General features: G+C 56.3%; 18 protein-coding genes. 10 read left to right on the forward strand and 8 right to left on the reverse strand.

What is annotated here, in order from left to right; genetic code table 11:
• Positions 1-7 precede the first annotated feature (7 nt).
• The 3 genes from mrkC to mrkF are packed head-to-tail and all read left to right on the forward strand — an operon-like array spanning position 8 to position 4,129.
• A complete protein-coding gene (gene mrkC / locus FHW76_RS16440; RefSeq protein ID WP_008806367.1) occupies positions 8-2,494 on the forward strand; it encodes a type 3 fimbria usher protein MrkC in 2,487 nt (828 codons plus the stop codon).
• Positions 2,485-3,480, forward strand: coding sequence for a type 3 fimbria adhesin subunit MrkD (gene mrkD / locus FHW76_RS16445; protein ID WP_012540632.1), 996 nt, complete (start codon positions 2,485-2,487; stop codon positions 3,478-3,480). Before mrkC ends, mrkD begins: the two co-directional genes overlap by 10 nt.
• Before the next feature lie 13 nt (positions 3,481-3,493).
• A complete protein-coding gene (gene mrkF / locus FHW76_RS16450) occupies positions 3,494-4,129 on the forward strand; it encodes a type 3 fimbria minor subunit MrkF (RefSeq protein ID WP_183476838.1) in 636 nt (211 codons plus the stop codon).
• A 35-nt stretch (positions 4,130-4,164) separates the two neighbouring features.
• On the opposite strand, the gene mkrJ is transcribed toward mrkF, so the two are convergent.
• The 6 genes from mkrJ to FHW76_RS16480 all read right to left on the reverse strand — a co-directional run bounded on the left by mkrJ (position 4,165) and on the right by FHW76_RS16480 (position 9,515).
• Complete coding sequence (gene mkrJ / locus FHW76_RS16455; RefSeq protein ID WP_032731214.1) at positions 4,165-4,881, reverse strand: phosphodiesterase MrkJ; 717 nt, start codon at positions 4,879-4,881, stop codon at positions 4,165-4,167.
• Positions 4,882-5,024: 143 nt separating this feature from the next.
• Positions 5,025-5,597 carry a LuxR C-terminal-related transcriptional regulator gene (locus FHW76_RS16460; protein ID WP_022064922.1) on the reverse strand — a complete coding sequence of 191 codons (573 nt, stop codon included), beginning with the start codon at positions 5,595-5,597 and terminating at the stop codon, positions 5,025-5,027.
• A gap of 17 nt (positions 5,598-5,614) precedes the next feature.
• Positions 5,615-6,319, reverse strand: a complete 705-nt coding sequence (mrkH, locus tag FHW76_RS16465) for a transcriptional activator MrkH (RefSeq protein WP_008806362.1) — start codon at positions 6,317-6,319, stop codon at positions 5,615-5,617.
• A gap of 382 nt (positions 6,320-6,701) precedes the next feature.
• Positions 6,702-7,580 (reverse strand): aldo/keto reductase family oxidoreductase, encoded by an 879-nt coding sequence (locus FHW76_RS16470; protein WP_012540635.1) that lies wholly within the window; start codon positions 7,578-7,580, stop codon positions 6,702-6,704.
• 119 nt (positions 7,581-7,699) lie between these two features.
• Positions 7,700-8,929, reverse strand: a complete 1,230-nt coding sequence (locus tag FHW76_RS16475; RefSeq protein ID WP_008806360.1) for an amino acid permease — start codon at positions 8,927-8,929, stop codon at positions 7,700-7,702.
• Between the two features lie 124 nt (positions 8,930-9,053).
• Positions 9,054-9,515, reverse strand: coding sequence for a multidrug/biocide efflux PACE transporter (locus FHW76_RS16480; RefSeq protein WP_008806359.1), 462 nt, complete (start codon positions 9,513-9,515; stop codon positions 9,054-9,056).
• A 102-nt stretch (positions 9,516-9,617) separates the two neighbouring features.
• Between FHW76_RS16480 and FHW76_RS16485 the strand changes: the two genes are divergently transcribed.
• From FHW76_RS16485 to ompK26, 3 genes are all read left to right on the forward strand, one after another.
• Positions 9,618-10,487 carry a LysR family transcriptional regulator gene (locus tag FHW76_RS16485; RefSeq protein WP_183476840.1) on the forward strand — a complete coding sequence of 290 codons (870 nt, stop codon included), beginning with the start codon at positions 9,618-9,620 and terminating at the stop codon, positions 10,485-10,487.
• Positions 10,488-10,605: 118 nt separating this feature from the next.
• A complete protein-coding gene (locus tag FHW76_RS16490; protein ID WP_008806357.1) occupies positions 10,606-11,784 on the forward strand; it encodes an acetyl-CoA C-acetyltransferase in 1,179 nt (392 codons plus the stop codon).
• A gap of 249 nt (positions 11,785-12,033) precedes the next feature.
• Positions 12,034-12,729 (forward strand): KdgM family porin OmpK26, encoded by a 696-nt coding sequence (ompK26, locus tag FHW76_RS16495; protein ID WP_012967271.1) that lies wholly within the window; start codon positions 12,034-12,036, stop codon positions 12,727-12,729.
• Positions 12,730-12,863: 134 nt separating this feature from the next.
• Here the strand turns inward: ompK26 and FHW76_RS16500 are convergent, their stop codons facing one another.
• Positions 12,864-14,039 (reverse strand): oligogalacturonate lyase family protein, encoded by a 1,176-nt coding sequence (locus tag FHW76_RS16500; RefSeq protein ID WP_008806355.1) that lies wholly within the window; start codon positions 14,037-14,039, stop codon positions 12,864-12,866.
• A gap of 486 nt (positions 14,040-14,525) precedes the next feature.
• Here FHW76_RS16500 and kduD point away from each other — a divergent pair, with 486 nt between their 5' ends.
• Positions 14,526-15,287 carry a 2-dehydro-3-deoxy-D-gluconate 5-dehydrogenase KduD gene (kduD, locus tag FHW76_RS16505; protein ID WP_002916003.1) on the forward strand — a complete coding sequence of 254 codons (762 nt, stop codon included), beginning with the start codon at positions 14,526-14,528 and terminating at the stop codon, positions 15,285-15,287.
• A gap of 297 nt (positions 15,288-15,584) precedes the next feature.
• A complete protein-coding gene (locus tag FHW76_RS16510; protein WP_008806353.1) occupies positions 15,585-17,006 on the forward strand; it encodes a sugar porter family MFS transporter in 1,422 nt (473 codons plus the stop codon).
• Here FHW76_RS16510 and FHW76_RS16515 read toward each other — a convergent pair.
• A complete protein-coding gene (locus FHW76_RS16515) occupies positions 17,003-17,998 on the reverse strand; it encodes a LacI family DNA-binding transcriptional regulator (protein WP_008806352.1) in 996 nt (331 codons plus the stop codon). The genes FHW76_RS16510 and FHW76_RS16515 overlap by 4 nt on opposite strands.
• Positions 17,999-18,092: 94 nt before the next feature.
• On the opposite strand from FHW76_RS16515, the gene FHW76_RS16520 reads away from it, so the two are divergent.
• A complete protein-coding gene (locus FHW76_RS16520; protein ID WP_048293565.1) occupies positions 18,093-18,227 on the forward strand; it encodes a hypothetical protein in 135 nt (44 codons plus the stop codon).
• Between the two features lie 12 nt (positions 18,228-18,239).
• Complete coding sequence (locus FHW76_RS16525; protein WP_012540640.1) at positions 18,240-19,481, forward strand: MFS transporter; 1,242 nt, start codon at positions 18,240-18,242, stop codon at positions 19,479-19,481.

A 19,481-nucleotide genomic window follows, 5' to 3' on the forward strand; every position in this document is an offset into this window, starting at 1 on the left:
AAAGCTAATGAAGCAGAGGTCATTCTGCCCGGGAAGATTAAGCACCGCGATAGCCATCGCGCTGTGCTGCTTTCCGCCATTTTCCAGCGGACAGGAAAACCCGGGAACGGTATATCAATTTAACGACGGCTTTATTGTCGGTAGCCGCGAGAAGGTCGATCTGTCTCGCTTTTCGACCAGCGCGATTACCGAAGGCACTTACTCCCTTGACGTCTACACCAACGACGAGTGGAAAGGGCGCTACGACCTGCGCATCGCGCGCGACAAAGACGGTAACCTTGGCGTTTGCTACACCAAAGCGATGCTGACGCAGTACGGCATCGCGGCGGAAAAGCTTAACCCAAAGCTCAGCGAACAGGAGGGGTACTGTGGTAGCCTCAAATCCTGGCGTAACGAAGAAAACGTCAAAGACAACCTGGTCCAGTCCTCCCTGCGGTTGAACATTTCGGTGCCGCAGATCTATGAAGATCAACGTCTGAAAAACTATGTCAGCCCGGAGTTCTGGGACAAAGGCATTACTGCGCTCAATTTGGGCTGGATGGCCAACGCCTGGAACAGCCACACCTCTTCGGTCGGCGGCTCGGATAACAGCAGCGCCTATCTTGGCGTCAACGCCGGCCTGTCGTGGGACGGCTGGCTGCTGAAGCACATCGGCAACCTGAACTGGCAACAGCAGCAGGGTAAAGCGCACTGGAACAGCAACCAGACCTATCTCCAGCGCCCCATTCCGCAGCTCAACTCCATCGTCAGCGGCGGGCAGATTTTTACCAATGGTGAATTTTTCGACACCATCGGTCTGCGTGGGGTCAACCTTTCCACCGATGACAATATGTTCCCGGATGGCATGCGCTCGTATGCCCCGGAAATTCGCGGCGTGGCGCAGAGCAACGCCCTCGTCACCGTGCGCCAGGGCAGCAACATTATCTATCAGACCACCGTTCCGCCCGGGCCGTTTACCCTGCAGGATGTCTATCCTTCCGGCTATGGCAGCGACCTTGAGGTCTCGGTGAAAGAGGCGGATGGCTCGGTGGAAGTGTTTAGCGTGCCTTACGCTTCCGTCGCCCAACTGTTGCGCCCGGGAATGACCCGCTACGCGCTCTCCGCCGGTAAAGTGGACGACAGTTCTCTGCGTAACAAGCCGATGCTCTATCAGGCCACCTGGCAGCACGGTATCAACAACCTGCTGACCGGCTATACCGGGGTCACGGGTTTCGACGACTATCAGGCCTTCCTGGTGGGGACCGGGATGAACACCGGCATCGGCGCGCTCTCCTTTGACGTGACCCATTCGCGGCTGAAGAGTGATACCCATGATGATTCGGGGCAGAGCTATCGCGCCACCTTTAACCGCATGTTTACCGATACCCAGACCAGCATCGTGCTGGCGGCGTATCGCTACTCGACGAAAGGTTATTACAACCTCAACGACGCGCTGTATGCCGTCGATCAGGAAAAAAACAGCCGCAGCAACTACACCCTGTGGCGGCAGAAAAACGGCATGACCTTCACCGTGAACCAGAACCTGCCGGACGGCTGGGGCGGGTTTTATCTGAGCGGTCGCGTCTCCGACTACTGGAACCGCTCCGGGACCGAGAAGCAGTATCAGGTCAGCTACAACAACTCATTTGGTCGTCTCTCCTGGTCGGCGAGCGCGCAGCGCGTTTACACGCCAGACAGCTCCGGTCATCGCCGCGACGATCGTATTTCACTTAACTTCAGCTACCCGCTGTGGTTTGGCGATAACCGCACCGCCAACCTGACGTCGAACACCTCGTTCAACAACTCGCGCTTTGCCAGCTCGCAGATTGGTATCAACGGTTCGCTGGACAGTGAAAACAACCTTAACTACGGCGTGTCGACCACCACGGCCACCGGCGGCCAGCACGACGTGGCGCTCAACGGCAGCTACCGTACGCCATGGACTACGCTCAACGGCAGCTACAGCCAGGGCGAAGGCTATCGCCAGAGCGGCCTGGGCGCCAGCGGGACGATGATCGCCCATAGCGGCGGCGTGGTGCTCTCGCCGGAAAGCGGCTCGACGATGGCGCTGATTGAAGCCAAAGACGCTGCCGGCGCCATGCTCCCGGGGTCGCCGGGCACCCGTGTGGACAGCAATGGTTACGCCATCTTGCCGTATCTGCGCCCGTACCGGATTAACGCCGTCGAGATCGACCCGAAAGGTAGCCTTGACGATGTCGCCTTCGATCGCACCGTGGCGCAGGTTGTGCCGTGGGAAGGCAGCGTGGTTAAGGTGGCGTTCGGCACCACGGTGCAGAACAACCTCACGCTGCAGGTGCGCCAGGCGAACCATGAGCCGCTGCCGTTTGCGGCGAGTATTTTCTCTCCTGATGGTAAGGAGATCGGCGTTGTCGGCCAGGGCAGCATGATGTTTATCAGCGATGCGAATGCCAAACGCGCGATTGTGAAGTGGAGCGGCGGGCAGTGTTCGGTGGATCTGGGACCGCAAACAACAAAGGATAGCGTATGTCGCTGAGGAAATTACTAACGCTTTTTATCGTCTTAATGGCGCTGGGAACCACCTCGTCCTGGGCCGTCTGTACGCGCCTTTCTTCGCCAACGGTGATGCTGGACATGGTGGTGGGCAGGGTGGTGGTGCCTCCGGATCTGCCGGTGGGGTCGGTGATCCTCACCCGCGACTGGACGATGAGCGCCCCCGGCGGCGCGAGCTATCGCTGTACCTCCGGCACCAACCGCTTCGCGGCGAAGATTGTTGCGCCAGGGGCCACTGATCTCGGGAATAAAATCTATTCCACCAACGTGCCGGGTATCGGCATGCGTTTCAGCCGCGGCGGCGCGACGGTCAATATCGTCTATCCCGACGTCTTTTCGTCTCGGGTATCGGGTACCACCAACTATTCGCTGGAGGGATCGCGCTTTACCCTGGAGATAATCAAAACCGCGGCAACCACCGGCAGCGGCACCCTGGCAACAGGGAAATACACCTCCTATGACTGGGAGAGCGGCGGCAACCCGATCCTCGAAACCTATCTGAGCGCCAATGCCATCACCGTGGTCTCGCCCTCCTGTACGGTGATGAGCGGGAAGAATATGAATGTCGATGTGGGCTCCATCCGGCGCAGTGACCTGAAAGGGGTGGGCACTACCGCGGGCGGGAAAGATTTTAATATCGATCTGCAGTGCAGCGGCGGCCTGAGCGAAACCGGGTATGCCAACATCAGCACCTCGTTTTCCGGAACGTTGGCTACCAGCACGACGGCGACTATGGGCGCGTTGCTCAATGAAAAGGCCGGTAGCGGTATGGCAAAAGGCGTCGGTATTCAGGTACTGAAGGATGGATCGCCGCTGCAGTTTAATAAGAAATACACCGTTGGCCGCTTGAATAATCAGGAGATCCGCTACATCACCATACCGCTGCACGCGCGCTTTTATCAGTATGGCCCGACGACCAGCACCGGCGAGGTGGAGTCGCATATGATCTTTAACCTGACGTACGATTAATACGGGAGGGGGAATGAAGGGATTGCCGAAACACACTATCGCGTGGCTGATATTCTGCGGCAGCCTCGCCGCCCCCTCGGCGTGGGGTTTCGAGACCAATTATGACCGCGGACGGGTCGAATTTGCCGGGCGGGTGACGGATATTTCCTGCAGCGTCGCGCTGAATGGCGGTCAGCATGCCGGCAATGGCAACGTCTGGCTGGCGCCGGTCAGCCTGGCGGAAGTGCACGATCGCGGGGCCGGGGCGTTTATGAAGCCGCAGCCATTTACCCTGGCGCTGTCAAACTGTCAGTTGCGCCATGACGGTGGGGCCGCCTCGCAGGACGAAGTGCGACGGGTCAGCGTTCGCTGGATTGACGGTTTTTTACTGACGGCGGTCGGGAATGAGAATGCGGGCTATCTGGCCAATACCTTGCCAGATGGGGCGCAGAATATTTATCTGGCGCTGTCGACCAATGATAATAATACGCTGGATAAAAGTAATAAAATTGTCCCGGCGGACCCGCAGCAAAATCAGGTGCATTTGCAGGAAAACGCGGTCAGCGGTGGGCTGTTCATCTATTACGTGGGCTACGTTTCGCCAACGCCAAAAAGCGCCACCAGTGGGCCGATTACCAGTTGGGCAACGTGGGAATTAGTTTATAATTAAGCAATGCAAAAAAGCCGGAGAATCCCCGGCTTTTTTTATCGGGTAATATCGTCAGCAACCAGTTGTTCAATACTGACTTCCTGCCAGTAATGGCCCTGAATGGCAAACCACTCCATTCCCTGCAACCATTTTTTATGGTCTTCGCTTTCCACCCCCTCAATAATCACGTTGTGATGATTGCGGGATAAAAAGGTCACCAGGGCATCCATTAACTGGCGGCCTGACTCTTTGCGCATCAGATGCCAGAAAAAATCTTTATCAATTTTGACATAGTCAAAATGATACCCTCTGATGGCGTTAATCCCCGCATAGCCTGAGCCGAAGTCATCGAGCCACAGCGAGGTATCTTGCGGGTTTTGCCAGGCGGCCAGGGAATTATTGAGAAGATTCTCGGCGTTTTCGGTCACTTCGAAATGGACGCAGGTGAGTGCGGCAATTTTATCTTTTATTTCCTTCTGACGCAGCAGATTCAGGATATGGTCGTCGACGTTAATGGTGGCGGAAATGTTGTTGTGTAAAAACCATTCTTTATGTTTTTCAATCAATGCCAGTTGCTCGAGAAAAATACGCTCACGAACCGCCGCGGTAGCATGACGAAAAAAATACTCAGGAGAGACGGTAAGATTATCGAAGCGGCTCAGGCATTCAACCGCGACTAAGGTACCTTGTGGGGAAAACATTTTCTGAAAGACGTAGCGTACAGCGATATCATTACGAGATAAAATGTTGTCTTCGGTTATTTTAGTGTTCATTATCCCTCATCACGAGGTTAGTCAGACAATAGGCAGAGGATACACTAATTATAGGCTACCTGATGGTTAATGGGAATGGCAGGAAATGTAAATCAACAGCGAATAAGTACGCTTTATCCGCTATTGATTTACTGGAGCATAATTTAACATTGATGGAGTGCGGCAATACGCTGGTTCATGGCGCGGGAATTATCAATGCCCAGCTTTTGCATGATATGGATACGATGGCTGTGAACCGTTTTATGGGCAATGCCGAGCAGGGCGGCAATACGCTTGTTATTATTGTTGGCAATCAGCAGTTCGAGGATCTGGCACTCCCGTGGCGACAGCTGTTTGCGCAACCTTCGCGGTGGCAGTTCGCTGGCGCCCTCTGCGCGCTTGACGATAGAGGAAAAAAGAGATAATGGAGATTTTTCGCTAATAATCATGGCATTATCAATAGTTATCAACTCTCTGCACAGGGCGACAATGTCGCTTTTCACCACCAGTACCGGCTGTTGGCAGCGCTGCAGAGAAAGGCGAAGCGCGTTCAGCAGGTCGACGATTCTGATGGCAGAAATATCCTTATTAATTAAATTGAAAATAACCGTCTGAGCCAGTGGTAGATGTTTCTCATGGATAACGTCGCCATAACCAAGACGGGTGATATTTTCATGGCTATCAATAAGGTAGTGATAGATTGAGTGACCAATGAGATTATCATTGGTGTACAGCAATATACTGTCCAAGGGTATCAGATTCTCTTTTTGCGCTTGGCTTCTAAGATCAGGTCCAGCAGTATCTTCTCTATTCTGCGCTGGTCATCGAGATGGCGGAACTTAAACTGGCAGGATATCTGATAGTAGCTTTCACTCTCTTCATTGGCGTCATCAAGGGTGATAACAATGACATTCTTTACCACCAGGTCAATGGTGATCTCACCATATTCCGCGAGCATCAGTACAGCATTTTTCAGTAAGGCGTTATGGCTGAGAAATTTCAGGTTCGGCGTCCTGGTCATCAATGCGCAACCGCCATCTGAAATGTCTTTGATGTCGAAAAGATAGTTTTCGCCATTTTTATGGCGACCGCGGCAATAAAAATCATGTTCGTGGCGTAAACGAAAACGGGGATCGCGGCGGCGCTGTACGACCTGCAGACATTCAGGCAAAGAAAAGGCGTAGCGGATACCTTTATCCACACCGCTATTGTCATGTTTTGTCAGGGGTGCATTAAACTCTATTTTCCCTGAATCACTATGCAGGAGAAAGCGAATTTTATGCCCCGGCGGGATTTTGCGGTGAGTCTGAATATGGAACTCGGCAAAATCCACACGTGTCAGTTGGGTTACGATACTCGTGTTGTTAAAAAATATTTCAATTTCAGTACGTTTGCGCAACTCCTCTCTGAAAATAGCAATAATTTCATACTTACTGGTCTTTATCGTTCCCTCTGTCATGTGCTTCCCTTGTAAATAGTTGTCGTGAGGCGTTTGATTTTTCTTATAGCAATAGCAACATTCTGATTGGGTTAATCAGATGTTTTTATGAGCGTTTGATGTTATTGGCTATCTTTGCAGCCAGATTGATATGTATAAACTTGGAATTTGATATTGTGTTTCCTGTAATCAAGAGTTTCAAATTTTGGTCATGACAAAAACGACAACGGCCTCCATGCTGGAGACCGGTCGAAGGATAAAAACAGTAGTTTGATTAACGGGGATAATGAGAAAACGATCGTCGATCACACCCCATTTGTAAGATCTATAGTGCCAGCAGTGTTGAGGTTTTTCCAGGCAAATATTAAGGATAGCTGTCGTTCCCCCCATTTCTCCCCACGGGTCAGGGGCGTGCGCGGGTGGCGATATTATCGAGGATGCGCAGGGCGTCGCCCGGCAGGGCCAGCTGCGCGGCGGCAATATTTTCCGCCAGATGCGTGCGGGAAGACGTGCCGGGGATCAGCAGAATATTCGGCGAACGCTGAAGCAGCCAGGCCAGGGCGACCTGCATCGGCGTCGCCTCAAGCGAGGCCGCGACCTCGTTCAGCTCCTGCGCCTGGAGTGGCGTAAAACCACCCAACGGGAAGAAGGGCACCCACGCGATGTGCTGCGCGGCGAGCGCATCGACCAGCGCGTCGTCGGCGCGATGGGCAATGTTATAGAGGTTTTGCACGCAGACGATGGGCGTCATTTTCTGCGCATCCGCGACCTGTTTTGCCGTCACGTTGCTGAGGCCGATATGGCGGATCAATCCCCGCGCTTTGAGCTCCAGCAGGGTAGTGAGCGGCGCCTCCAGCGAGCCTTCCACCGGGCCGTGAGGGCTGAGCATACTGCGCAGGTTCACCACCTCCAGCACGTCGAGCCCCAGGTTACGCAAATTATCCTCGACGGCCTGGGTCAGTTCGGCAGGCGACATGGCCGGCAGCCAGTTGCCCTTCTCGTCGCGGCGGGCGCTAACCTTGGTGACAATACACAGGTCGTCAGGATAGGGATGGAGCGCTTTGCGGATCAATTGATTGGTCACATGCGGACCGTAAAAATCAGAGGTATCGATATGGTTTACCCCGGCCTCGACGGCAGCCTGCAGGACGCGCACCGCCTCCTCGGGATCTTTCGGCGGGCCGAAGACGCCGGGGCCGGCCAGCTGCATCGCGCCATAACCCAACCGATAAACCTGGCGATCGCCGAGCGTGCCGCGACCGGATAAGGTGACACTGGACATACGAACTCTCCTTACGGTGGCTAAGCCGTAAGTGTAATCCGCTCAGGGGAAAGGGAAGGGCGAGAATGTTGTCAGAATGTGCGGCAGCGGCTCAGGTAAGCCGCTGCCGCCAGAGGCGATTAGCCAAAGAACATCACTGAAACGCAGAGCAGGCCGACCACCAGCGTAATGGCGTTACCCACCGAGCGGTACGGTTTAAGCGCCGGAATAAGCCAGGTGGACAGCGTGGGCATGATAAACAGGATCATGGCGATAAGCGGCCCGCTGATGGCGTAGATCATCGAAATGGCATTCGGGTTGATAAAGCACACCGCAAAGGTGAAGGCGGAGACCAGCAGGATCGACATCGCCCGGTTGAAGGCGCGGCTCTTACGCACGCCGACCAGCCCCAGCGAACTCTTGACGATTTCACTGGCGCCTTCAATCACCCCGAAGTAGGTGCCAAGGAAGGATTTCGACATGGCGACCACGGCAACGATGATGCCGGTTACCGCCAGCCAGCCGGGCGCGCCCGGCACCATCGACAGGGCGGAAAGGATGGTCACCCCCTGATCGCGGGCGCTTTCAATATAGGTCGCCGGGATCGCCAGCAGACAGCTGAAGACGAAAAACAGCACGCTGGCGCAGATGATGGTGTAGGCCACCTTCATGATTTTTTTGCATTTACCCATGGCCAGGTCGCCATGTTTCTCCTGCTGGTCGATAGCAAAAGTAGAAATGATCGGCGTATGGCTAAAAGCGAAAACCATCACGGGAATGGAGATCCAGATCTGATGGAGCGTGTGCGTGCTGAACTGCATCTGGCTGGTGAGGTGCTCAGGATGCCAGTCGCGGATTAAATAGAGGGAGAGAAACAGGAAGCAGGCGATAAGCGGGAAGACCAGAAAGCCCATCACCTTGATGGTGACCTGCCGCCCCATGAGAAAGATCAGGTTGAGGACCAGCACAACGCCCAGGCTCAGCAGCGCGCGCAGCGTGGGGGTCACCGGCGTACGATGCGCCACCTGCTCGGCAAGCGAGTTGGTGATGGCCACGGCATAGATGAGCACCACGACGAAGAAGGCGAGGAAATAGAGGCCGGTGATCAGGTTGCCGATTTTCTTACCATAGTAGTGATTGACTGCGCCGGTGATCCCGGTTCCCGGCGCGATATTGGCCGAGAGAATAAACTGGCTTAGCGCTTTGTGAGGCCAGTAGGTGAGCGGCCAGGCGACCAGCGCGGTGATGAACAGGACAATGGCGCCAGCCGAACCCAGCTGGATCGGTAGAAATAGCGTCCCAGCGCCTACTGCAGTGCCATATAAGGCAAAACTCCATAGAGTTTCTTCTTTAGACCAAATTTTAGACATTATGCGACTTTATCAACCGGTAAACCAAAAAAAAGGAGTGCAATTTACCATATTTATGGTTCGTCTGTTGCGATAGTTTTTGGTGATAAAGTCGCGGCGGATCGTGGAGGATCCGCCCGGGGCACTACCCGCGCGCCGGCTGGCGTGGGCGGCGGCGGCGGATAACGCGCTCGCGCAGGGTGTCCCATGCCCAGTTAAACGCCATGGTGTAGGGCAGGAAGAAGAGCATGAAGCCGATCTCCAGCATAAACGCCTGCAAGAGCGATACGCCCAGCACGATCGCCACCATGGTGACGCCAATGATGATGAATCCGGTCTCAAAGCCCAGCGCGTGCAGCGCACGCACTTTCAGTTGGCGGGGAAAGCGGGAGACCGGCCACAGGCGATCGAACATCGCGTTATAGATGATGTTCCATACCATCGCCAGGGTGGCGAGCAGAATACTCAGCCCGCCCATCTCCACGACCGAGCGCTGCATCAGCCAGGCGGCGGTAGGGGCGAGGATCAGCGTCGCCAGTCCTTCGAAGGTGATGGCGTGGATAACGCGTTCCGTAAGCGTCTTGCGCTGATGAGGGATCTGTTGCATGGCGAGCGACCTCCAGTTTTAGCCTGAACAGGAAATTACCCGGCATTTTATGGAAAAATATGATAAAAAAAAGATAGAAACCATCGATAAAGTAGATAGATTATGCGTTATTCCCCGGAAGCGTTAACCGCCTTTGTGGAGGCGGTTGACTGCGGATCGTTTTCCGCTGCCGCCCGTCGCCTGCGTAAAAGCCAGTCGACGATCAGTACCGCTATCGCCAACCTGGAGGCCGATCTCGGCGTGACCCTCTTTGACAGGGCAACGCGGCAGCCGACGCTGACGCCGCAGGGGGAGCAGGTGCTGAGCTATGTCAAAGCGATCCTCGCCGCCAGCGAGCGGTTGGATGAGCTGGCGGTGTCGCTCGCCGGTGAGACGGAACCGCGGCTGACCTTCGTGCTCTCGGACACCCTGCACCCGGACGTGCTGGAAGATCTGCTGGTGCAGTTTGACCGCCGCTTTCCCCATACCGAGTTTGAGTGTTTGATTGGCGAAGACGAGGATGTGATCGATCTCCTGCAAAAAGCCCGCGCCCAGGTGGGGCTGATTGAGGCCAGAGATCGCTACCCGACCGACATCGGCAGCACCCGCCTGCCGCTGCAGACGGCGATGGGCATTTACGTGGCGCCTGACCATCCGCTGGCGGCGCAGGGCAAGGTCGTCTGGGATGAGCTGCGCAGCTGGCGTGAGCTGCGGTTGAGCACCTTTCTGGCCAGAGCCACCGAACCTGCCGCAGGTCAGGTCTGGTCGGCGCCAAACTACCTGCTGCTGCTCAGCATGGCAGTGCAGGGATTCGGCTGGTGCATTCTGCCCTGTGCGCTGGTGGCGGAGTTTGCGCCGCAGGGCGGGCTGGTGGCGCTTGATATTCCCGGCTGGCCGCGGGCGATTTCGGTCGATCTGCTGTGGAATAAGAAAGCGCCGCCGGGGGCGGCCGGCAGCTGGCTGCGTGAGCATCTGCAGCGGCGTGAACGTTAATAAAAAGCGGTTTCTTTGTGATTGGCTTCACTTTTTTTAAACAATTACAAAGTTTTTTGATAACAATTATCTAGTATATCGCTGTTTCTTTGCGCAAAAGCACGGGCAGGGGTAGAGGATGAAGGATGTCGTGATCGTCGGGGCGCTGCGAACGCCGATTGGCTGCTTTCAGGGCGCCTTATCGCGCCATTCAGCCGTCGAGCTGGGGAGCGTGGTATTGAAAGCGCTGGTTGAGCAGACAGGGATCGATCCGCAGAGTGTGGATGAGGTGATCCTCGGCCAGGTGCTGACCGCCGGTACCGGGCAAAACCCCGCGCGCCAGTCCGCAATTCGCGGCGGGCTGCCTAACACTGTATCGGCCATTACCATAAACGACGTCTGCGGCTCCGGCCTGAAGGCTTTGCACCTCGCCACCCAGGCGATTCAGTGCGGGGAAGCGGATGTGGTGATCGCCGGCGGCCAGGAGAATATGAGCCGCGCTCCGCATGTACTCACCGACAGCCGCACCGGCGCCCAGTTGGGCAACAGCCAGCTGATTGACAGCCTGGTGCATGACGGCCTGTGGGATGCCTTCAACGATTATCATATGGGCGTTACGGCGGAAAACCTCGCCCGGGAATACGGCATCAGCCGCGAGTTGCAGGACGCCTGGGCGCTCAGCTCACAGCATAAGGCGCGCAAGGCGATTGATTCCGGCCGCTTTCGCGACGAGATTGTCCCGGTTATTACCGAGCATAACGGCGCGGCGCGCACCGTGGATACCGATGAACAACCGCGGGTGGATGCCAGCGCGGAAGGATTGGCCAGCCTGCAGCCCACCTTCGACCGCCTCGGGTCGGTGACCGCCGGCAACGCCTCCAGCATCAACGACGGCGCGGCGGCGGTGATGATGATGAGTGAAGCCAAAGCTCTTGAACTGGGGCTGCCGATCCTCGCCCGGATCCGCGCCTTCGCCAGCGTCGGGGTCGATCCGGCGCTGATGGGCATTGCCCCGGTGCACGCCACCCGTCGCTGTCTGGAGCGGGCCGGCTGGCGGCTGGACGACGTCGATCTGATCGAAGCCAATGAGGCCTTTGCCGCTCAGGCGATCTCGGTTGGCCGGGTACTGGAGTGGGATGAACGGCGGGTCAACGTCAACGGCGGCGCTATCGCCCTCGGTCACCCCATCGGCGCCTCCGGCTGCCGGATCCTGGTATCGCTGGTGCATGAAATGATCAAGCGTGATGCCCGTAAAGGGCTGGCGACGCTGTGCATCGGCGGCGGTCAGGGCGTGGCGCTGGCGGTAGAGCGCGCCTGACGCTCTGTCTCGATCTACATGGCCTCCTGCGGGAGGCCTTTTTTATGCGCCGCGCTTTGCCGAACCCTGCTTTTTCTCGCGTATTTCACTTCCCCCCTGGCGAATTTATTGAGCTCCGTCACGTCTTGTTGTGCCACATTTTTTGAAACAAATAACTACGATCCTGGTCACTAAAACTAAGGTGCTTAAAAAATAAAATAACGTTTCATAAAAACGAAATGACATTTTATTTATTATAAGGGGTACCCTATGTTAAAACGATCTCTGGTTCTGGCCGCCCTCTGTGGTATGTCTTTTGCGGCGACTGCGGTAACGATAGATTTACGTCATGAATTTATAGATGGCGGCAAGAGCGATAAAAGTAATGCCGACCGCGTCTCCGTTTCCCACCGTTTTGCCAACGGGCTAGGCTTTACCGTCGAGGCCAAATGGCGCTCGGGTGGCGACAACGGTTCGCAGCCCTATTCAGACGTGGTGGGTAATGGACATGAAGACACCATCAGCTGGCGCTGGAAAGCAACGTCGAACTTTTTCCTCACCCCCGGGTTTACCATTGAGAGCAACGACAGCCGCTCCATCTACAAGCCGCACCTCCACGTGCAATACAGCTTCGACAACGGCTTCTATGTCGCCGCTCGCTATCGCTATGAATACACCCGTTATCCGAACAACGCCGGTAAAGATGATGACAAAGTTAACCGCGGCGACGCGTGGGCCGGGTTTGCGCTTGGTGACTGGCGTACAGAGCTGAACTATGTCTATGCCCGCAGTTCCGAAGGGGTCAGCCGCAACGACAACAAACCCTACTCGCAGGAATATAACGTGAAGGTGGCTTATAAGCTGGATAACAACTGGTCACCGTATGGTGAAATTGGCAACGTCGGGGTGAACGACCGCAGCGATCGTCAGACCCGCTTCCGCGTTGGGGTGGCCTACTCGTTCTGACAGACCATTCAGCCCTCATCGTTTGTTTTCCCCGGCGCCGTCAGCCGGGGTTTTTTATGGGGGAAAGAGAAGGGACAAAAAAAGCCCTCCACGAAGGAGGGCAAGGCCAGTGACAGAAAGACGTGTGGCGTGGATCAGGCGCTTAGCATTGGCGGATGCTCGGGTAATTTCGCGATATAGATGGCCGGTTTACCGTCTTTATCGGAGCTGAACAGAATGGCGCTGTCGTCCGGGGTAAACGAGGGGTGTGGGTGAGTCACCTGACGGCTGTTGGCCACCGTCGCCCACGAGGTATCATGACGTGCGACGCGGAAGTAGCGTTTTTGCGCCACGTTAAAGACATACAGATAAGGATCGTTATCAATGGAGTAGCCGCCGGTATCTTTGACATCCACCGGGGTCCCTGAGCCATCGCCCACCAGCAGCGTGCCGTCGAAATTGCTCATCAGATGCGAGCAGGCCGGCATCGTCATCAGGGCCTCGTTGACGCCGCTTTCGGGATCAAAGCGATAGATAGTCCGCCCCTGCTGACCTTTCAGATAGGAGACGTAGATCAGCGCCGAACCGTCCGGTACCCAGAATTCATGGGTGCAGCTTTCGCCCGGGGCATGCGTTTTCACTTTGCGGACGTGGCTGCCATCTTCATTGACCAGCCACATGCGGGCGTCCACCAGATCGTGCGGCCCTTCATGGCAGAAGGCGACGGTGTGGTCGTCGAAGGGACGATAGATTGGGTGTCCCAGCCAGATTTTTTCCTCATGGATCACCTGGCTCTCACCGCTGTGCAGATCGACGCGCAGCAGGCGGCAGTGTGGTCCTTTGTGAAAGAAGTCATGAAAAATCTGCCAGTCGTTGAGCGGCGTCCAGTCGCTTTTCGCAATCTCAATGCCCACCAGTTTGCTGCAATCGCTGTTTGCCACCCAGGTGCCGTAGCCGACCCAGTCATCGCTGACGCGATAAACTTCGCGCTCAACGAGGGTGGTCAGATTCACCTCCAGCAGGGTGCGGTCATTTTTCACGTAATAAAGCGACTTATCGTCCGGGGAGAGGAAGCCGCCGAAGGTGTTATCCCCGGCGCCTTCCGTCAGCTGGATGGCCTCGGCGCTGGCGATATTCAGCAGATAGTAGTTCCAGTGGCCGTCAAACTCGCCGGCGAACAGTAAATGGCTGCCATCGTTAAAAAAACACTTCTGATAGAAGTAGTTGCGATGACAGGTGACCTCCGGAGGGGTTAAGCGGGTAACTTCCGCTCCGGTATCCGGATCGTGGCTGACCTGATAATTCAGTTTGACCCGCATGCCTTTAGCCATGTAGTGCTCCTTTCTTTCCTGCGATGCCGCTGGACCAGAGGCGTGTCGCTGTGTGATGTGTTTTAAAAGATGAGTGTTAATTTATCAAAACGTCGTTTCATTATTTGTGATGCCTCACGCAGTTCAGCGTAATTCCCGCATTTTCAGCGGCCTGCTGGCCTCTCTTTGTTCGCCTCTCCAGACAACCGGTTGAATCATCGTCCTTTTAACACCTCTCCCGCCCGGCGCGTGCCGCCGGGTGCCTTCGCTTTTTCTTTTTTTGTAATCGCCATCATAAAAAATGAAACATCGTTTTAAATATTATTGAAAATGACAGGGGGCAGGGCTAAGATGGCACTCATCAGCAAAAACGGAACTCTGTTTTATTTTCATTATGGTGGGCTATGCCCGAGAGTTCACCCCACGCTCAGCTCCGCCATCGGCGTGGGCAGGGCCGAGAGAACCTTGCCTGCACGCAGCAGGCTCTGAACGATTAAGGAACACATTATGATTCTTGATGCATTCTCCCTGCAGGGAAAAGTAGCCGTCGTGAGCGGATGCGATACCGGTTTAGGTCAGGGAATGGCCCTCGGGCTGGCGGAAGCAGGTTGCGATATTGTTGGTATCAATATCGTCGAGCCCGTGGAAACCATCGAACGGGTGACGGCGCTGGGACGCCGCTTTCTCAGCCTGACCGCCGACCTGCGCCAGATCGACGGTATCCCCCAGCTGCTGGAGCGTGCGGTGGCGGAGTTCGGCCATATTGATATTCTGGTCAATAACGCCGGGCTGATCCGCCGCGAGGACGCGCTGGCGTTCAGCGAAAAGGACTGGGACGACGTCATGAACCTGAACATCAAGAGCGTATTTTTTATGTCCCAGGCGGCGGCGAAGCACTTTATCGCCCAGGGCAGCGGCGGGAAGATCATTAACATCGCCTCCATGCTGTCTTTCCAGGGCGGGATCCGCGTGCCATCGTATACGGCGTCCAAAAGCGCGGTGATGGGCGTGACCCGCCTGCTGGCGAACGAATGGGCTAAACACAATATCAACGTCAACGCCATCGCCCCGGGGTATATGGCGACCAATAACACCCAGCAGCTGCGCGCTGACGAACAGCGTAGCAGCGAAATTCTCGACCGCATTCCCGCCGGACGCTGGGGCCTGCCGGCCGATCTGATGGGGCCGGTGGTATTCCTCGCCTCCTCAGCCTCCGATTACATCAATGGTTATACGGTGGCGGTGGACGGCGGCTGGCTGGCGCGCTAACCCCCTCCGCGAGGCCGGGGCGGTGAGTATCGCACCGGCCGAGTGAGCAATTATTGTCCATATCAATAAGTGATAATCGTCCATATTCTATATCGCCTGATTAATGTTACTGCCCTGTATGGACAGGGTTATTCACTATGACAAACGCATTTTTTGTTCCTTAGAAAGTTTAATGTCCATCACAAAACCTCTCCTGCCAGCAAAATAGTCCATATCTTTGGCTTATCCAGCCTGACAAACTCCTCCGCCAGTCACGTACTTTCGTCCTATGTCTTTCTCTGTGTGGCAGGAATAAAAATGACTTCAATCAGTAACGACTCTGCATTAACGCCGCGGACACAACGTGACACCCGGCGGATGAACTGGTTTGTTTCTATCGCTGCGGCGGTAGCGGGGTTGCTCTTTGGCCTGGATATCGGCGTGATATCCGGGGCGCTGCCCTTTATTACCGACCACTTCACCTTATCCAGCCAGCTTCAGGAGTGGGTGGTCAGCAGTATGATGTTGGGGGCGGCGATCGGTGCGCTGTTTAACGGCTGGCTGTCGTTCCGCCTCGGCCGTAAATACAGCCTGATGGCGGGGGCTGTGCTCTTTGTTGCCGGCTCTATCGGCTCCGCTTTTGCCGCCAGCGTGGAGGTGCTGCTGATAGCCCGCGTGGTGTTGGGGGTGGCCGTCGGGATCGCTTCCTATACCGCGCCGTTGTACCTCTCCGAGATGGCCAGTGAGAACGTGCGCGGGAAAATGATCAGTATGTACCAGCTGATGGTGACCCTCGGCATTGTGCTGGCGTTTCTTTCCGATACCGCCTTTAGCTACAGCGGTAACTGGCGCGCCATGTTAGGCGTGCTGGCGCTGCCGGCGGTGATCCTGATTATTCTGGTCGTCTTTTTGCCGAACAGCCCGCGCTGGCTGGCGGAGAAAGGACGCCATATCGAAGCGGAAGAGGTGCTGCGGATGCTGCGCGATACCTCGGAAAAGGCGCGCGACGAGCTTAACGAGATCCGTGAGAGCCTGAAGCTGAAGCAGGGCGGTTGGGCGTTGTTTAAGGTCAATCGTAACGTGCGCCGGGCGGTGTTCCTTGGCATGCTGCTGCAGGCGATGCAGCAGTTCACCGGCATGAACATCATCATGTACTACGCGCCGCGTATCTTTAAAATGGCGGGCTTTACCACTACCGAACAGCAGATGATCGCCACTCTGGTGGTGGGCCTGACCTTTATGTTTGCCACCTTTATTGCGGTGTTCACGGTGGATAAAGCGGGTCGTAAGCCGGCGCTAAAAATCGGCTTTAGCGTGATGGCGCTGGGCACCCTGGTGCTGGGTTACTGCCTGATGCAGTTCGACAATGGCACCGCCTCCAGCGGTCTCTCCTGGCTTTCCGTCGGCATGACCATGATGTGTATTGCCGGGTATGCGATGAGCGCGGCGCCGGTGGTGTGGATCCTCTGCTCCGAGATCCAGCCGCTGAAATGCCGCGATTTCGGTATCACCTGCTCGACCACCACCAACTGGGTGTCGAACATGATCATCGGCGCCACCTTCCTGACGCTGCTTGACGCGATTGGCGCCGCCGGTACCTTCTGGCTCTACACGGTGCTCAACGTGGCCTTTATCGGCGTCACCTTCTGGCTGATCCCGGAAACCAAGAATGTCACCCTCGAGCACATTGAGCGCAACCTGATGGCGGGCGAGAAGCTGCGCAACATCGGTAACCGTTAATGTGAGGCGCGCGGCAACCACGGGCTGGCGACTTTGCGCGTCTCCCGATGGTTGTCGCCGTGAATGATATGCAGGGCGCTCAGGCGCCCGATGTCGTAGTGCGGCAGCTGCACCGTGGAGAGCGGCGGCAGAAACAGATCGCCAATGCCCACCATATTGTCGTATCCCACCACCGCCACGTCCTGGGGAATGCGTAACCCCTGACCCAGCAGCGTCTGATAGACCATAAACGCGATGCGATCGTTGCCGCAGATCACCGAGTCAAAGCCAGGTTTACCCTCGCGGATATGCGCCAGCACCACCGCCGGGATATCGTGGTAATGCTCATCGCCCTGGCCCATATACGAATGGATCAGATGGTCCGGTTCGATACCCGCCTCCCGGCAGGCGCGCTCCAGCCCCTGGCGGCGGCGGATCGTCGCCAGCTGGCTGGCGGGTAAGTGCAGGCACAGCGGATGACGATAGCCAGCGGCAAGGAGGGCTTTCACCGCGTCGTACTGGCCCTGTTCATCGTCCGGGATATAGCTGGCCACCGGCTGGCTGAGGCTTTCGCAGTTGGCCAGCACGCAGGGCAGAGTCAGCAGTTTGTCCGGCAGCGGCACCTGGCGCAGCCCCATGGTGGTAAAGATAATGCCGTCCGGACGGTGGGAGAGGAGCAGGTCGACCACCGCTTCCGGACTATCGTCCGAAAACATGTTGACCACAAAGCTGTTCCAGCCGTGGGCGCGGGCGGTCTCTTCGATCGAGAGGGTGATCTCCACCGAAAAGGGCGTGGTGACGGTATCCAGCGCCAGCACGCCGATGGTGCTGGGGGTGGCGCGCGCCCCGCGGATCTTCTTCGCCGACAGGTCGGGGACGTAGTTGGTCTCGGCGATGGCGGCCTGCACGCGGGCCAGGGTCTCCGGCTTGAGCCGCTCAGGGGTGTTCAGCGCCCGCGAGACGGTCATCAGAGATACATTCGCCAGTTTTGCTACATCTTTCAGGGACGCCATTTTTTCCTCCGCCGTGGCTGCAGAGTACAGGCTATACAACTAAGTCGCTGATGTAAAAGAGTGAAACGATTTTCTGCTATCGCCGTCCTGAACGCTGCCGCGGTTAATATTTGATCGCGATCGCATCTTCATTATGTTAACGTTAACTTTTGTGATTAACATCATGTATCGCAGCGAATCCCCCTGCGTTTTGTTTTTTGTTAACGTTACCATAACTGCATTCCTCTAACACGAGAATGTCATGATGAAAGCGCATCACTCACACAGCTACCCGTTGCTCAGTGCCTTACTGTTTTTCTTTTTCGTGACCTGGTCGTCATCCGGCTCCTTGCTCTCTATCTGGCTTCACCAGGAGGTTGGGTTAAAGGCTGGCGATACCGGTATTATCTATGCCGTACTGTCGGTTTCCGCGCTGTTTGCGCAAGTTTGCTATGGCTTCATTCAGGACAAACTGGGGCTGCGCAAACATCTGCTCTGGTATATCACCGCGCTGCTGATCCTCTCCGGTCCGGCGTATCTGCTGTTCGGCCACCTGCTGAAGATTAACGTCCTGTTGGGCAGCATCTTCGGCGGGATCTACATCGGCCTGACCTTTAACGGCGGCATTGGCGTGCTGGAATCCTACACCGAGCGCGTGGCGCGTCAGAGCCAGTTTGAATTCGGCAGGGCACGGATGTGGGGCTCGCTCGGCTGGGCGGTGGCCACCTTCTTCGCCGGCCTGCTGTTTAACATCAATCCGCAGCTTAACTTCCTCGTCGCCAGTTGCTCAGGGCTGGTGTTCTTTATCCTGCTGGCACGGCTGCGGGTCTCCTCGGCGCCGCATGCGATGCAGGAGGCGGTATCGGGCGGTAAGGTGACGCTGGAAGATGCACTGCGCCTGCTGACGCTGCCGCGGTTCTGGGCGCTGGTCTTTTTCGTCATCGGCACCTGCATCTACGGCGTCTACGACCAGCAGTTCCCGGTCTATTTCTCATCGCAGTTCGCGACCCTGCAGGAAGGCAATGAGATGTATGGTTATCTCAACTCCTTCCAGGTGTTCCTCGAGGCGGCCGGCATGTTCTGCGCGCCGTGGCTGGTGAACCGTATCGGCGCCAAGAACGGTCTGATTTTCGCCGGCATGGTGATGGCGATGCGCATGGTGGCCTCTGGCCTGGTGGAGGGGCCGCTGCTGATCTCCATTACCAAACTGCTGCACGCGGTGGAGCTGCCGATACTGCTGGTGGCTATCTTTAAGTACAACAGCATCAACTTTGATAAACGCCTCTCCTCCACCCTCTATCTGGTGGGTTTCGCCTGCACCAGCTCGATCATTGCCAGCGTCTTGTCGCCGCTGGCGGGCTACAGCTATGAAAAATATGGCTTCGCCCAGTCCTATCTGATCATGGGCCTGCTGGTGTTCTGCACCACCTTTATCTCCATCTTCTTGTTGCGCTCCGGTAAATCCTCGGCCGATCCGCTGGTGTCGCAACCTACCGCTATCTGA

Origin of the sequence: Klebsiella sp. RC2 (genome assembly GCF_014192815.1) — a bacterium.
GTDB lineage: Bacteria > Pseudomonadota > Gammaproteobacteria > Enterobacterales > Enterobacteriaceae > Klebsiella > Klebsiella variicola.

What these genes read in the sequence shown, in the direction of transcription:
- mrkC (WP_008806367.1), top strand. Translation starts at nt 8, where the DNA reads ATGAAGCAGAGGTCATTCTGCCCGGGAAGATTAAGCACCGCGATAGCC.
- mrkD (WP_012540632.1), top strand. Translation starts at nt 2,485, where the DNA reads ATGTCGCTGAGGAAATTACTAACGCTTTTTATCGTCTTAATGGCGCTG.
- mrkF (WP_183476838.1), top strand. Translation starts at nt 3,494, where the DNA reads ATGAAGGGATTGCCGAAACACACTATCGCGTGGCTGATATTCTGCGGC.
- mkrJ (WP_032731214.1), bottom strand. Translation starts at nt 4,881, where the DNA reads ATGAACACTAAAATAACCGAAGACAACATTTTATCTCGTAATGATATC.
- mrkH (WP_008806362.1), bottom strand. Translation starts at nt 6,319, where the DNA reads ATGACAGAGGGAACGATAAAGACCAGTAAGTATGAAATTATTGCTATT.
- FHW76_RS16470 (WP_012540635.1), bottom strand. Translation starts at nt 7,580, where the DNA reads ATGTCCAGTGTCACCTTATCCGGTCGCGGCACGCTCGGCGATCGCCAG.
- FHW76_RS16475 (WP_008806360.1), bottom strand. Translation starts at nt 8,929, where the DNA reads ATGTCTAAAATTTGGTCTAAAGAAGAAACTCTATGGAGTTTTGCCTTA.
- FHW76_RS16480 (WP_008806359.1), bottom strand. Translation starts at nt 9,515, where the DNA reads ATGCAACAGATCCCTCATCAGCGCAAGACGCTTACGGAACGCGTTATC.
- FHW76_RS16485 (WP_183476840.1), top strand. Translation starts at nt 9,618, where the DNA reads ATGCGTTATTCCCCGGAAGCGTTAACCGCCTTTGTGGAGGCGGTTGAC.
- FHW76_RS16490 (WP_008806357.1), top strand. Translation starts at nt 10,606, where the DNA reads ATGAAGGATGTCGTGATCGTCGGGGCGCTGCGAACGCCGATTGGCTGC.
- ompK26 (WP_012967271.1), top strand. Translation starts at nt 12,034, where the DNA reads ATGTTAAAACGATCTCTGGTTCTGGCCGCCCTCTGTGGTATGTCTTTT.
- FHW76_RS16500 (WP_008806355.1), bottom strand. Translation starts at nt 14,039, where the DNA reads ATGGCTAAAGGCATGCGGGTCAAACTGAATTATCAGGTCAGCCACGAT.
- kduD (WP_002916003.1), top strand. Translation starts at nt 14,526, where the DNA reads ATGATTCTTGATGCATTCTCCCTGCAGGGAAAAGTAGCCGTCGTGAGC.
- FHW76_RS16510 (WP_008806353.1), top strand. Translation starts at nt 15,585, where the DNA reads ATGACTTCAATCAGTAACGACTCTGCATTAACGCCGCGGACACAACGT.
- FHW76_RS16515 (WP_008806352.1), bottom strand. Translation starts at nt 17,998, where the DNA reads ATGGCGTCCCTGAAAGATGTAGCAAAACTGGCGAATGTATCTCTGATG.
- FHW76_RS16525 (WP_012540640.1), top strand. Translation starts at nt 18,240, where the DNA reads ATGATGAAAGCGCATCACTCACACAGCTACCCGTTGCTCAGTGCCTTA.